We start from the raw sequence: 12,197 nt of genomic DNA, 5'->3' as shown, positions 1-12,197 counted from the left end.
GCGCCTCTCTGCCTGAAATGTCAGCCATCCGTTCCCCTCCTCCGGGACCGGGCGCCACCCGCGATCAGACCAGGGTCATGCCCCCGTCGATCATCACGATCTGGCCGGTCATGTAGTCGCTCTCGGGCGAGGCCAGGAAGGTGGTCGTGCCGGTGATGTCCTGCGGCCGGGCGACCCTGCCGCGCAGGATCGAGGCCGAGAACTCCTGCATCGCCTGGCCCGGCTTCTCGGCCGCGCCGATCTCCATGAGGTCGCGGTCGACCTCGTCCCACATCTCGGTGGCGACCACGCCCGGGGCGAAGCCGGTCACGGTGATGTCGTGCTTGGCCAGGTCGCGCGCCCCCGACTGGGTCAGCGAGACCACGCCCCATTTGCTGGCGCAGTAGGGCGCGACCGTGTCGAAGCCCTGCCGGCTGGCCACCGAGGCGGTGTTGACGATCTTGCCGAAGCTGCCCTGGCGGATGAACTGCTGGGCCGCCTCCTGCATGCCGATCAGGCAGCCGAGGCCGTTGACCCGCATGATGAAGGTCCAGTTCTCCTCGGTCACATCGAGGAAGTTCATCGGCTTGTTCACGCCGGCGTTGTTGAACATCACGTCGAGCTTGCCGAAGGCGCCGACCGCCTTGTCGATCATGGCGCGGACCTCGGCCCGCTCGGCCACGTCGACCTGCGCCCAGGTGACCTTGCCGCCGCCGGCCTCGGCGCGGGCGGCATTGGCCAGGGCGACCTCGCGGATCGCCGTGCCGTTGATATCGGCGAAACAGACGTCGGCACCCTCGTCGAGCAGCGCCTCGCCGATCGCCCGTCCGATGCCCCGTGCCGCACCGGTGACGATGCAGGACCGACCCTTCACACGCGCCAAAGTCCCCTCCCTCGGCCAAAGTGACGTGAAAGCGCCGGGCGCGGCCCCTGCCCCGCCCGGCTTTGTTGTCGACCTTAGAAGACCGGCTTGGTGTAATCGCCCATGTTGTCCTGGGTGATCTTCGGGGTGTCGAAGTAGTTGAGGAAGGGCACCTCCTCGCCGTTCAGCACGTCGATGGCGGTCTGCAGCGCCGCCTCGGCGTCATCGACCGGCGACTGGTAGATCGAGCCCCAGTATTCGCCGCGCTCCATCGCCTCGTAGCCCACCGCGAAGTTGGTGGCGCCGACGAAGATGATGCCGTCGCGGTCGGCGGCCTTGGCGGCGTTCAGCGCGCCCACGCCCATGTTGTCGTCGCCCGCATAGACGCCGTCGATGTCGTCGTATTTGACCAGGAAGGCCTCCATGACCTTCTGCGACTTCTCGCGGTTCCAGTCGCCCGGCTGGGTGTCGACCACGGTCACCTCGGGGCAGACCTCGGGCAGACGGTCCTCGAAGCCCTTGGCGCGTTCGATCGCCGTGGTGTAGCCCGGCTGGCCGGTGATATGCACGACCTGGGCCTCGGTCTCGATGCCCATCTCCTTGAACTTGTCGCACATGATCTCGGCCGAGCGGGCACCCTGGGTGATGTTGTCGGGGCCTGAGAAGGACTTCACGAAGTCGAAGCCGGCCTCGGCGATGTTGGAATTGGTGACGATCACCGGGATGTCGGCCTGGAAGGCCTTGCGGACCGCGGGGATCACCGCCTCGCCGTTGGTCGGCCAGATGATGATGGCGTCGACCTCCTGCTGGATCAGGTCCTCCATCTGGGCGATCTGCCGCGCCACGTCGCCGCCGGCGTCAAGCACCACCGTCTCGACGCTGTCGTTGGCCTCGGCGGCCGCGATGAAGGCCTTCTCGTAGGTGGTCTGGTAGCTGTCCACGCCGACGTTGTTCTGCGTGATCCCGATCTTCATCGTCTCGGCGGCGGCCGCGCCTGCGAAGGCCAGCGATACGAGCGCCGTGGATGCGGCGAGTGTCTTGCGCGATGTCATGTTCGGTCTCCTCCCGAATGATCCTGTTGAACGTCTGCCCTCCGGCTCCTCCAGCCGTCGGACATCCGCCGCCGAAAGTCCGGCGAGCCCTTGAAGCCTGCCGTGCCCGGTCGCCCACGGGGTCCGTGAATATGTCCATCTTGAATATGTTCATATCCAATTTGGACATTATCGCGATACGCTGAATTGATCGATTTGAACAATCTCGAGGAGTGCCGCCGTGGTGCGACGCAGATCCCCCAACCGCCGGAGTGGCCCGCGCAAAAAGGCGCGCTCCGCGACCCACGAGACGATACCGCCGCAGATGAACGCCATGCAAGGACAACTCACGACCAGCCAGGTCTCGCCCCAGGCGAAGACCAAGATGCTGCGTATCCTGTCCTTTCTGGATAAATTCGGCGACGAGCTCGACCACACCTTCGAACTGGTGGAGCCCAATCCCTACTACCGGATGATGCTGCACCTGGTGCGCGGCCATCTCGAGGCGAAGATCATCACGCCGACCTCCCTCGTGGGGCAGAGCCGCGTGCCTTACGCCACCGCCACCCGGCGCATGAACGAGATGGTCGAGGCCGGGCTGATCGAGCGTCGCCCCCGCACCCAGAGCGGCAAGAGCTTCTCGCTGCATCCCAGCGACAAGCTCATGGAGCAGTGGATGCAGCTTTCGGGCCGGGTCGAACGGCTGGCCCGCACCAGCTTCGGCGGCGCCGACCGCCCCGGCGGGGACGAGGATTACTTCTACGGCGGCTCCTACATGGCCACCAGTGCGATCCCGCCGATGCAGGTCCTCTCGGAGCCGATCAAGCTGCCGGGCGGGCTGCGGGTCCTGGTCCATGGCGACCCGACCTTCATGGTCATGGACACGCTCAAGCGGCAGTTCGAACAGGCCATCGGCGCGCAGATCCACCAGCGCGCCTTCTCCATCGACCGGCTGCGCGAGGAGGCCCGGCGCAACGCCGAGCGCAAGACCAGCCGCTACGACATCATCGCCGTCGACCTGCCCTGGATCGGGGATTTCGCGGAAAGCGGCGTGCTGATGCCGCTCGACGAGGCGATGGACATCGCCCGGCTCGATCCGGCGGATTTCCACACCGCCGGCTGGAAGGCCGCGCATTGGGGCGGCCGGCCCTATGGCGCGCCGGCCCAGACCACGCCCGAGGTGCTGTTCTACCGCAAGGACCTGTTCGCCGAGGCGGGGCTGGCCGCGCCCGCGACGACCGACGCGCTTCTGAAAGCCGCCCAGCGCTTCCACGAGCCCCTGCGCGGGCGCTACGGCATCGGCTGGAACGCCGCCCGGGGCACCGCGCTCGGGCACACCGTCCTGATGACCATGGCCGATTTCGGCCAGCCGGTCCTCGACCTGCCCGAGATCGCTGGGGGCTTCGAGACCGACCACCTGGCCCGGCGCGACTACCGCCCGACCATCGACACCGAGGGGGGCCTGCGCGCCGCGGAGTTCCTGCTCCAGCTTCTGGAGTATTCGCCGCCCGACATCCTGTCGATGTCCTGGTACGAGCGCGTCCGCCCCTATGCGGCAGGCAAGATCGCCATGGCCTATGGCTACACGCTGCTCGCGCCCTTCTTCGAGCTCGACGAGACCTCGCCGGCGGCGGGCAACACCGGCTACCTGCCGCATCCCGCGGGCCCCGGCGGCCGGGCACTGGCGCCGGTCGGCGGCTACGTCATGGGCATTCCCGCCAATCTGCCCGAGGACCGGGTGCGCGCCGCCGTCGAGGCGCTGGTGCTCTTCACCTCGCCCGAGGCGCAGAAGATGTACGTGCAGAACGGCAGCCGGACCAACCCGCGCTATTCCGTCGGCGCCGACCCCGAGGTCCGCCGCATCTCGCCGATCTTCGAGGCGGTGGACGCCATGTCCTGGCGCGACGAGCTGCAGTTCTGGCCGCGCCCGCCGGTGCCCGAGATCACCGACATCATCCAGATCTGCGGCGAGGAATTTCACGACATGCTGCGCGGCATCGTCACGCCGCGCGAAGCCATCCGCAAGGCCCAGGCGCGGGCCGAGGCGATCGTCCGGGCCCCCGGACCCACATGATTTGAGGAGGAGAGACCAATGGACCCCAACCGCCTGACCGGCAAGCACATCCTGATCACCGGCGCCGCCCGCGGCATGGGCGCGGCCAATGCCGAGGCCTTCGCCGCCCAGGGCGCGAATGTCTGCATCGCCGATCTCGACGGCGACGAGGCCGCGCAGACCGCCGAGCGGATCAACGCCGCCGGCGGCGGCAAGGCGATTGCGGTCACCTGTGACGTCACCAAGCGCGCCGACAACGCCGCTGCGGTGGCCGCCACGGTCGAGGCCTTCGGCTCCATCAACGTCGGTCTCTTCAACGCCGGCCTGAACAAGCCCCGGTTCTTCATGGATATCGATGAGGACAACTGGGACATGATCATGAACGTCAACACCAAGGCGATGTGGCTCGGCATGCAGGAGACCGCCCGCCAGATGATCAAGCAGGGGCCGATGGAGGATCACCCCTACAAGCTGATCAACGTGGGCTCGATCGCCTCGCGCAAGCCGCTGGTGGACGTGACGGTCTATTGCACCTCGAAATACGGCTGCCTGGCGCTCACCCACTGCGGCGCCATCGGCCTGGCCGAGCACAAGATCACCGTGAACGGCTATGCCCCCGGCGTCGTCGTCACCCCGCTCTGGGAGCAGCTCGACAAGGACCTCGTGGACATCGGCTTCAAGCAGAAGGAAGGCCAGGCCTACGAGGACATCGTCCGCGACGCGCTGCAGATCAAGCGGGTCTCCTACCCCGAGGACATCACCGGCACGGCCGCCTTCCTGGCCTCGGACGACAGCGACTACATGACCGGCCAGATGATCCACATCGACGGCGGCTGGTGCATCCAGTGACGCCGCCGGGGGCGTGAACCCGCGCCCCCTTTCCGCCCTGCAGAAATCCGGTGCGTGCCCGGCACGCGCCCCAAGGAGTATTGCCTAATGTCCCGCGCACTCATGCCCAACATGCTGACCCCGCAAGACCTCGAACCGAACTGGCGATGGGAGGGGCGCATCCCCGCCTGGGGCCATACCTCGGTGGATTTCGAGCGCCGGATCGACCACGACCGCCTGCGCCGCTACCGGCTGGCGCGCACCCGCCAGGCGCTGCAGGCCTCGGGCGCGGGCACGCTCCTGCTCTTCGACGTGAACAACATCCGCTACGTCTCGGCCACCAAGATCGGCGAATGGGAGCGGGACAAGATGTGCCGCTTCTGCCTGCTGACCGGCGATGACAGCCCCTATGTCTGGGACTTCGGCTCGGCGGCGGTGCACCACCAGAAGTATTCCGACTGGCTCGAGCCCGACCACTGCCTTGCCGGCGTGGTGGGCATGCGCGGCACCATCCCGCCCGAGTTCGGCCTGATGCGCAAATACGCCAAGGAGATCGCCCGCCTCATCAAGGAGGCCGGCATGGCCGACATGCCGGTGGGCGTCGACTACGCCGAGACCGCGATGTTCCATGCCCTCCAGGAGGAAGGCATCAAGGTCGTCGACGGCCAGCAGATCATGCTGGCCGCCCGCGAGATCAAGAACTGGGACGAGATCCAGCTGCTCACCCAGGCCGCCTCAATGGTCGACGGCGTCTACCACATGATCTGGGAGGAGCTGAAACCGGGCGTGCGCGAGAACGACATCGTCGCGATGTCGAACAAGATGCTCTACGAGATGGGCTCCGACGACGTCGAGGCGATCAACGCGATCTCCGGCGAGCGCTGCAACCCGCATCCGCACAATTTCACCGACCGCTACTTCCGCCCCGGCGACCAGGCCTTCTTCGACATCCTGCAGTCCTACCAGGGCTACCGGACCTGTTATTACCGGACCTTCAACATCGGCCGGGCGACGCCCGCGCAGAACGACGCCTACGTGAAGGCGCGCGAATGGATCGACGCCTCGATCCAGATGATCAAGCCCGGTGTCAGCACCGACAAGGTCGCCGAGGTCTGGCCCAAGGCCGAGGAGTTCGGCTTCCCCTCCGAGGATGCCGCCTTCGGGCTGCAGTTCGGTCATGGGCTGGGCCTCGCGCTGCACGAGCGGCCGATCATCTCCCGCGCGGTGTCGCTCGATCACCCGATGGAGATCCAGACCGGCATGGTCTTCGCGCTCGAGACCTACTGCCCCGCGGCCGACGGCTATTCCGCCGCCCGTATCGAGGAGGAGGTCGTGGTCACCGAGACCGGCTGCGAGGTGATCTCGCTCTTCCCGGCCGAGGATCTGCCGATCGCCAACCGCTACTGACCGGCCCGGGGGCGGCGGGCCCAGCGCCGCCGTCCCCGACCTTGGGGCCCACCCCGCGACCGACCGCGGGGCCCCGGCCCGCCCGCAAGCTCAGGGAAAGACCAGATGGCACAGACCAAACACAACACCGAGGACTACCTGCGGATGTACCGCCAGATGGTCCGCATCCGCACCTTCGAGGACAACGCCAACCAGCTTTATCTCTCGGCCAAGATGCCGGGGCTCACGCATATGTATTCCGGCGAGGAAGCCGTGGCGGTGGGCATCTGCGAGGCGCTGACCACCAGCGACAAGATCACCTCGACCCACCGCGGCCACGGCCATTGCGTGGCCAAGGGCGCCGCCTTCCGCGAGATGTTCTGCGAACTGCTCGGCAAGGAAGAGGGCTACTGCCGCGGCAAGGGCGGCTCCATGCATATCGCCGACCAGTCGAACGGCAACCTCGGGGCCAATGCCATCGTCGGCGGCTCCATGGGCATCGCCACCGGCTCGGCCTTCACCGCCAAGATGCTGGGCACCAAGGATGTGACCGTCTGCTTCTTCGGCGACGGCGCCACCGCCCAGGGCCTCTGGTACGAGGTGATGAACATGGCCGCGCTCTGGAAGCTGCCGGTGATCTACGCCTGCGAGAACAACGGCTATTCGGAATACACCAAGACCGAGGAGATCGCCGCCGGCTCGATCACCGCCCGCGCCGAGGCCTTCGGCATCGAGGCGCACCAGGTCGACGGACAGGACGTGCTGGCGGTCAACAACCTCACGCGCGACCTCGTGGCCCGGGCCCGCAAGGGCGAGGGCCCCTTCTTCCTGGAGCTGATGACCTATCGCTACCACGGCCACCACGTCGGCGACATCAACCGCGAATACTACCGCTCCAAGTCCGAGGAACAGGACTGGAAGGACAACCGCGACCCGATCATCCGCTTCCGCGCCTGGTTGGTCGACCAGGGCATCGCCAGCGAGGCCGAGATCGAGGCCATGAACGGCGAGATCAAGGCCGATGCCAAATCCGCCGTCGAATACGCGCTGAACGCCAAATATCCCGACGTCTCCGAGGTGGACATGCATGTCTACGTCGGCGTCGACCACGCGCTGGCCTGAGCCCGGCCCGAGCAAGAGGAACACACCCATGCGAGAGATCACCCTGTCCCAGGCCGTGAACGAGGCGCTCGCCGAGGAGATGCGCCGGGACGAGACGGTCTTCATCATCGGCGAGGACGTCGCCGAGGCCGGCACCCCCTTCAAGGTGCTCTCGGGCCTCGTGGAGGAGTTCGGCACCCAGCGGGTCGTCGACACGCCGATCGCCGAGCCGGGTTTCATGGGGCTGGCCGTCGGCGCCGCCATGACCGGCACCCGGCCCGTCGTCGACCTGATGTTCGGCGATTTCATCTACCTGATCATGGACCAGCTCTGTAACCAGGCGGCCAAGACCCACTACATGTCCGGCGGCAAGCTCTCGGTGCCCCTGGTGCTGCGCACCAACCTCGGCGCGACGCGCCGTTCGGCGGCCCAGCACAGCCAGTCGCTGCACGCGCTGGTGGCGCATATCCCGGGGCTGAAGGTCGCCCTGCCCTCCTCGGCCTATGAGGCCAAGGGCCTGATGAAGACCGCCATCCGCGACGACAACCCGGTGGTGATCTTCGAAGACAAGCTCATGTACAACGACAAGGCCCCGGTCCCCGAGGAGGAGTTCCTGATCTCCTTCGGCGAGGCCAACGTGAAGCGCGAGGGCACCGACATCACGCTGATCGGCACGTCGTCGATGGTGCAGGTCTGCGAGAAGGCCGCCGAGATCCTGGAGGCCGAGGGCATCTCGGCCGAGGTCATCGACCCGCGCACCATCGTGCCCTTGGACGAGGCGACGCTTCTGGCCTCGGCCCAGAAGACCAGCCGGGTGATCGTCGTCGACGAGGGCCACCAGAGCTACGGCGTCACCGGCGAGATCGCGAGCCGGATCAACGAGAAGGCCTTCTACCATCTCGACGCCCCGGTCCTGCGCATGGGCGCGATGGATGTGCCGGTGCCCTTCAGTCCCGCGCTCGAGGACATCACCGTGCCGACGCCCGAGGGCGTGGCCGCGCAGGCGCGCAAGCTGGTCGGACAGGAGATGATCCATGCCGCTTGAGGTCATCATGCCGGCGCTCGGCATGGCGCAGGACACCGGGCTGATCGTCTCCTGGCACAAGTCCCAGGGCGAGGCGGTGGCCGAGGGCGACGTGCTCTTCGAGGTCGAGACCGACAAGGCCACCATGGAGGTCGAAGCCCAGGGCGCGGGCTTCCTGACCGATGTGCGCGCCGAGGCCGGGGCCGAGGTGCCGGTGGGCAATGTCATCGCGGTGATCGCGGACAGCGCGGAGGCGGCGGGGGCTGGTGCATCTGACGCGAAGGCCGGGGCGTCCGGCGGATCCGACGTTGGAGCCGCTCCTGCCGCGTCCGACGACGCAAGCGGCTCCGATGCCGCCGCCGACGACGCCCTGCCCGAGGGCGCGCAGGTCATCATGCCCGCGCTCGGCATGGCCCAGGACACCGGCCAGATCGTCGCCTGGCACAAGGCCCCGGGCGATGCGGTCGCCGCCGGGGACGTGCTCTTCGAGGTCGAGACCGACAAGGCCACCATGGATGTCGAGGCGGGCCACGACGGTTTCGTCGCGGCGCTCCTGGCCGAGGCCGGGGAGGATGCCCCGGTGGGCGAGCCCATCGCCATCATCGCGGCCAGCAAACCCGACGCCCCGATCAGCCGCAGCCGCAAGGCCGGCGCGGCCTCCGCGAAGACCGCCCAACCGGCGGCAGGTGGCGCGGGCGCGGAGACCAAGCCCGCACCAAGCGTCCCCGCCAAAGCGGGCGCGGCCACTGCAGGCGCGCCTCAACCCGGTGCCGCCAAGGCAGGCGCGGCGCAATCCGCCACACCCGGCACGCAGAGCGCCGCCCCCACCGAAGGAGCACGCATCCTCGCCTCGCCCAAGGCGCGACGACTGGCGCTGGAACAGGGGCTCGACCTCGCGCGCCTCGTGCGGGCGGGCCATCCCCAGCCCTACCACGCCGCCGACATCGAGGTCTTGAAGGCCCTGCCGCCCGAGGACACCGCCCCCGCGCCCGGCGCCGCCGCCGCGACCCGCCACCTGACCGCGCGCCTCCCCGAGGAAGGCTTCTCGGCCTTCGCCGATTGGGCCGCGCGCGAGATGGGCCTCGGCGACGCGACGCAGCTACTTGCGGGCCTCGCGGGCGCCAGCCTCGACCGGGGCGCCGTCACTGTCGCGGTGGAAAGCTTCGGCGCCACAAGGGCCGTCGCGGTCCCGGGCCAGACCCTCGGGCAGATCACCGAGGCCGAGGGCGATGCCGTCCCCGACCTGATCCTGCGCGACCTGCGCTTCAGCGCGGTCCAGACCGTCACCCTCGGCGCGGAAGCCGCGCCGGTCCTGACCCTCACCCGCGAGGGCGCGGGCCTCGCGGTCACGCTGGAATGCGGCAGCGCCCAGCTGTCGGCCTCCGAGGCCGTGACCCTCCTTTCCAATTTCGCCGGTCGGCTGGAGCTGCCGCTCCGCCACCTGCTTTGACCCCGGGGAGACCCTGCATGGAATTCACCGACCTCTACATCAACGGCAGCTGGGTGCCCGGCGCCGCCAAGGACCGTTTCGACGTCATCAACCCCGCCACCGAGGAGGTGCTGGCCTCGGTCGCCTCGGCCGAGATCGCCGATGCCGACGCCGCGCTCGACGCCGCCGAGGCCGCCATGGCCGACTGGGCCGCGCGCACCCCGCGCCAACGCTCGGAAGTGCTGCGCCGCGCCTGGGAGCTAATGACCGCGCGGCTCGAGGACTTCGCCCGCTACATCACGCTGGAGAACGGCAAGGCCCGCGCCGACGCCATGGGCGAGGCCACCTATGCGGCCGAGTTCTTCCGCTGGTTCGCCGAGGAAGCGGTGCGCGCCGACGGGATGATCACCCATGCGCCCGCCTCGGGCGCGCGGATCATGGTGCAGCACAAGCCCGCGGGCCTCGCGGTGCTGGTCACGCCCTGGAACTACCCCGCCGCCATGGGCACCCGGAAGATCGCGCCCGCGCTGGCCGCCGGCTGCGCGGTGATCATCAAACCCGCCTCGGAGACGCCGCTGACCATGCTGGCGCTGATGCCGCTTCTGGAAGAGGCCGGCGTGCCGAAGGGCCTCGTCAACGTGCTGCCCTCGAAGCGCACCGGGGCGCTGGTCGATCACATGCTGCACGACCCGCGCGTGCGCGTCGTCTCCTTCACCGGCTCCACCGGGGTCGGGCGCAAGCTTCTGCATTCCGCCGCCGACCAGGTGCTGAAACCGGCCATGGAGCTTGGCGGCAACGCGCCCTTGATCGTCTTCGAGGACGCCGATCTGGACGTGGCGGTGGAAGGCGCGATGCTCGCCAAGATGCGCAACCTCGGCGAGGCCTGCACCGCGGCCAACCGCTTCTACGTGCACGAAAAGGTGGCCCGCGCCTTCACCGAGAAGTTCACCGCCGCGATGTCGGCGCTCAAGGTCGGCGACGGCAGCGATGCTTCGGTTGACGTTGGCCCGTTGGTGAACGCCCAGACCCGCGACAAGGTGGCCGACTTCGTGGCGGATGCGCTGGCCAAGGGCGCCAGGATCGAATGCGGCGGCACCACGCCCGAAGGCACCGGGTTCTTCTACCCGCCCACGGTGCTGTCGAACGTCTCCGAGGATGCCGACTGCGTGCAGGACGAAATCTTCGGCCCGGTCGCCGCAATCCAGACCTTCACCGACCAGGAGGACGTGATCCGCCGGGCCAATGACACCGAATACGGGCTGGTCGCCTATGTCTTCTCCGAGGACATGAAGCGCGCCCTGCAGGTCTGCGAGCGGCTGGATTACGGAATGGTCGGCCTGAACCGCGGCCTTGTCTCGGACCCCGCGGCGCCCTTCGGCGGCACCAAGCAGTCGGGCCTCGGACGCGAGGGCGGACACGAGGGCATGCTCGAGTTCATGGAAACCCAATACATCTCGGCAAGCTGGTAAGGAGGTGGCCATGGACAGTGTGATCGCATCCCCCTCGGTCCGGGCTTTGGCCCTGGCCAAGGGCATCGAGATCGAGGCGCTGGCCCGCGAGCTGGGCCGGACCACCATCGGCCGCGAGGATGTCGAGGGCGGGGGCTCGGGCTCGGGCGCGCCTCAAGCCTCCGGCGGCCCCGACCCCGCCGTTACGGCCTACTGGGACGTCGACCACGCCGCCTACGGCCCGGTCACCGAGGAGCCGATGAGCCGCTTCGCCCAAGTGGCGGCGGCCAACCTCTCGGCCGCGCATACGGCGATCCCGCAGGTCACCCATCATGACCGCGCCGAGGTCACCGCGATCGAGGCCCTGCGCAAGCGGCTCAAGCCCGAGGCCCAGGCGCGCGGCGTGAAGCTGACCGCCCTGGCCTTCCAGGTCATGGCCCTGGCGCGCGCCTTGCGCGAGTTCCCGCGCTTCAATGCCTCGCTCTCGCCCGACGGCAAGCGGCTGATCCTGAAGGATTACGTGCACATCGGTGTGGCCGTGGACACCGCCCATGGGCTCATGGTGCCGGTGATCCGCGACGCCGACAAAAAGCGGCTCTGGCAGATCGCGGCGGAGATCGCGGATCTCGCCGGCCGCGCCCAGGCCCGCAAGCTCGGCCCCGAGGAGATGGGTGGCGCCTCGATGAGCGTCACCAGCCTCGGCGGCATCGGCGGCATCGGCTTCACCCCGATCGTGAACCCGCCCGAAGTGGCGATCCTGGGCATCACCCGGGTCGAGACGGTGACGGTCTGGGAAGGCGAGACCCCGCGCCCGGTGGACATGGTGCCGCTTGATCTGAGCTACGATCACCGGGTGATCAATGGCGCCGATGCGGCGCGCTTCCTGCGCTACCTCGGCGGGCTCATCGCCGATCCGCGCCGCTTGATGGTCTGAGGGCTCGGGCCTTCCCGGGGGTCCCGGGTCTTGGGTGCCCCTCATGGGCGGCCCGGCCTCCGCGAAGCGCGGGTTCGGCAGGGGGCTCCTCCAAGCCGGACCCCGAGGGCGGGCAGCGCGCG

General features: G+C 68.5%; 10 protein-coding genes. 8 read left to right on the top strand and 2 right to left on the bottom strand.

The features are described 5' to 3' along the window. Positions 1 to 64 precede the first annotated feature (64 nt). Both ACX938_RS02950 and ACX938_RS02945 read right to left on the bottom strand, forming a co-directional pair. Positions 65 to 862 carry an SDR family oxidoreductase gene (locus ACX938_RS02950; protein ID WP_232754852.1) on the bottom strand — a complete coding sequence of 266 codons (798 nt, stop codon included), beginning with the start codon at positions 860 to 862 and terminating at the stop codon, positions 65 to 67. 74 nt (positions 863 to 936) lie between these two features. Continuing rightward, entirely contained in the window at positions 937 to 1,893 is a 957-nt protein-coding gene (locus ACX938_RS02945) for a sugar ABC transporter substrate-binding protein (protein ID WP_459429921.1), read from the bottom strand. A 304-nt stretch (positions 1,894 to 2,197) separates the two neighbouring features. On the opposite strand from ACX938_RS02945, the gene ACX938_RS02940 reads away from it, so the two are divergent. The 8 genes from ACX938_RS02940 to ACX938_RS02905 all read left to right on the top strand — a co-directional run bounded on the left by ACX938_RS02940 (position 2,198) and on the right by ACX938_RS02905 (position 12,075). Then, complete coding sequence (locus tag ACX938_RS02940) at positions 2,198 to 3,946, top strand: extracellular solute-binding protein (protein ID WP_459429920.1); 1,749 nt, start codon at positions 2,198 to 2,200, stop codon at positions 3,944 to 3,946. An 18-nt stretch (positions 3,947 to 3,964) separates the two neighbouring features. Beyond that, a complete protein-coding gene (locus tag ACX938_RS02935) occupies positions 3,965 to 4,774 on the top strand; it encodes an SDR family NAD(P)-dependent oxidoreductase (RefSeq protein ID WP_232754849.1) in 810 nt (269 codons plus the stop codon). Between the two features lie 87 nt (positions 4,775 to 4,861). Beyond that, entirely contained in the window at positions 4,862 to 6,160 is a 1,299-nt protein-coding gene (locus ACX938_RS02930; RefSeq protein ID WP_232754848.1) for a M24 family metallopeptidase, read from the top strand. 105 nt (positions 6,161 to 6,265) lie between these two features. Next, positions 6,266 to 7,261, top strand: a complete 996-nt coding sequence (locus tag ACX938_RS02925; RefSeq protein ID WP_232754847.1) for a thiamine pyrophosphate-dependent dehydrogenase E1 component subunit alpha — start codon at positions 6,266 to 6,268, stop codon at positions 7,259 to 7,261. A gap of 28 nt (positions 7,262 to 7,289) precedes the next feature. Then, on the top strand, positions 7,290 to 8,285 hold the full coding sequence (locus ACX938_RS02920; RefSeq protein WP_459429919.1) for an alpha-ketoacid dehydrogenase subunit beta: 996 nt from the start codon (positions 7,290 to 7,292) through the stop codon (positions 8,283 to 8,285). Then, the gene (locus tag ACX938_RS02915; RefSeq protein ID WP_459429918.1) at positions 8,275 to 9,714 is read left to right on the top strand and encodes a biotin/lipoyl-containing protein; all 1,440 of its coding nucleotides are present in this window, start codon (positions 8,275 to 8,277) and stop codon (positions 9,712 to 9,714) included. The genes ACX938_RS02920 and ACX938_RS02915 overlap by 11 nt, the downstream gene beginning before the upstream one ends. 17 nt (positions 9,715 to 9,731) lie before the next feature. Continuing rightward, entirely contained in the window at positions 9,732 to 11,162 is a 1,431-nt protein-coding gene (locus ACX938_RS02910; RefSeq protein ID WP_459429917.1) for an NAD-dependent succinate-semialdehyde dehydrogenase, read from the top strand. Positions 11,163 to 11,172: 10 nt separating this feature from the next. Further along, on the top strand, positions 11,173 to 12,075 hold the full coding sequence (locus ACX938_RS02905; protein ID WP_459429916.1) for a 2-oxo acid dehydrogenase subunit E2: 903 nt from the start codon (positions 11,173 to 11,175) through the stop codon (positions 12,073 to 12,075). Positions 12,076 to 12,197 lie beyond the last annotated feature (122 nt).

This window comes from Roseivivax sp., from assembly GCF_054552075.1.
The sequence above is the reverse complement of the archived record's forward strand: the minus strand, read 5'-3'. Positions and strand labels throughout refer to the sequence as shown.

What these genes read in the sequence shown, in the direction of transcription:
- ACX938_RS02945 (WP_459429921.1), bottom strand. Translation starts at nt 1,893, where the DNA reads ATGACATCGCGCAAGACACTCGCCGCATCCACGGCGCTCGTATCGCTG.
- ACX938_RS02940 (WP_459429920.1), top strand. Translation starts at nt 2,198, where the DNA reads ATGAACGCCATGCAAGGACAACTCACGACCAGCCAGGTCTCGCCCCAG.
- ACX938_RS02935 (WP_232754849.1), top strand. Translation starts at nt 3,965, where the DNA reads ATGGACCCCAACCGCCTGACCGGCAAGCACATCCTGATCACCGGCGCC.
- ACX938_RS02930 (WP_232754848.1), top strand. Translation starts at nt 4,862, where the DNA reads ATGTCCCGCGCACTCATGCCCAACATGCTGACCCCGCAAGACCTCGAA.
- ACX938_RS02925 (WP_232754847.1), top strand. Translation starts at nt 6,266, where the DNA reads ATGGCACAGACCAAACACAACACCGAGGACTACCTGCGGATGTACCGC.
- ACX938_RS02920 (WP_459429919.1), top strand. Translation starts at nt 7,290, where the DNA reads ATGCGAGAGATCACCCTGTCCCAGGCCGTGAACGAGGCGCTCGCCGAG.
- ACX938_RS02915 (WP_459429918.1), top strand. Translation starts at nt 8,275, where the DNA reads ATGCCGCTTGAGGTCATCATGCCGGCGCTCGGCATGGCGCAGGACACC.
- ACX938_RS02910 (WP_459429917.1), top strand. Translation starts at nt 9,732, where the DNA reads ATGGAATTCACCGACCTCTACATCAACGGCAGCTGGGTGCCCGGCGCC.
- ACX938_RS02905 (WP_459429916.1), top strand. Translation starts at nt 11,173, where the DNA reads ATGGACAGTGTGATCGCATCCCCCTCGGTCCGGGCTTTGGCCCTGGCC.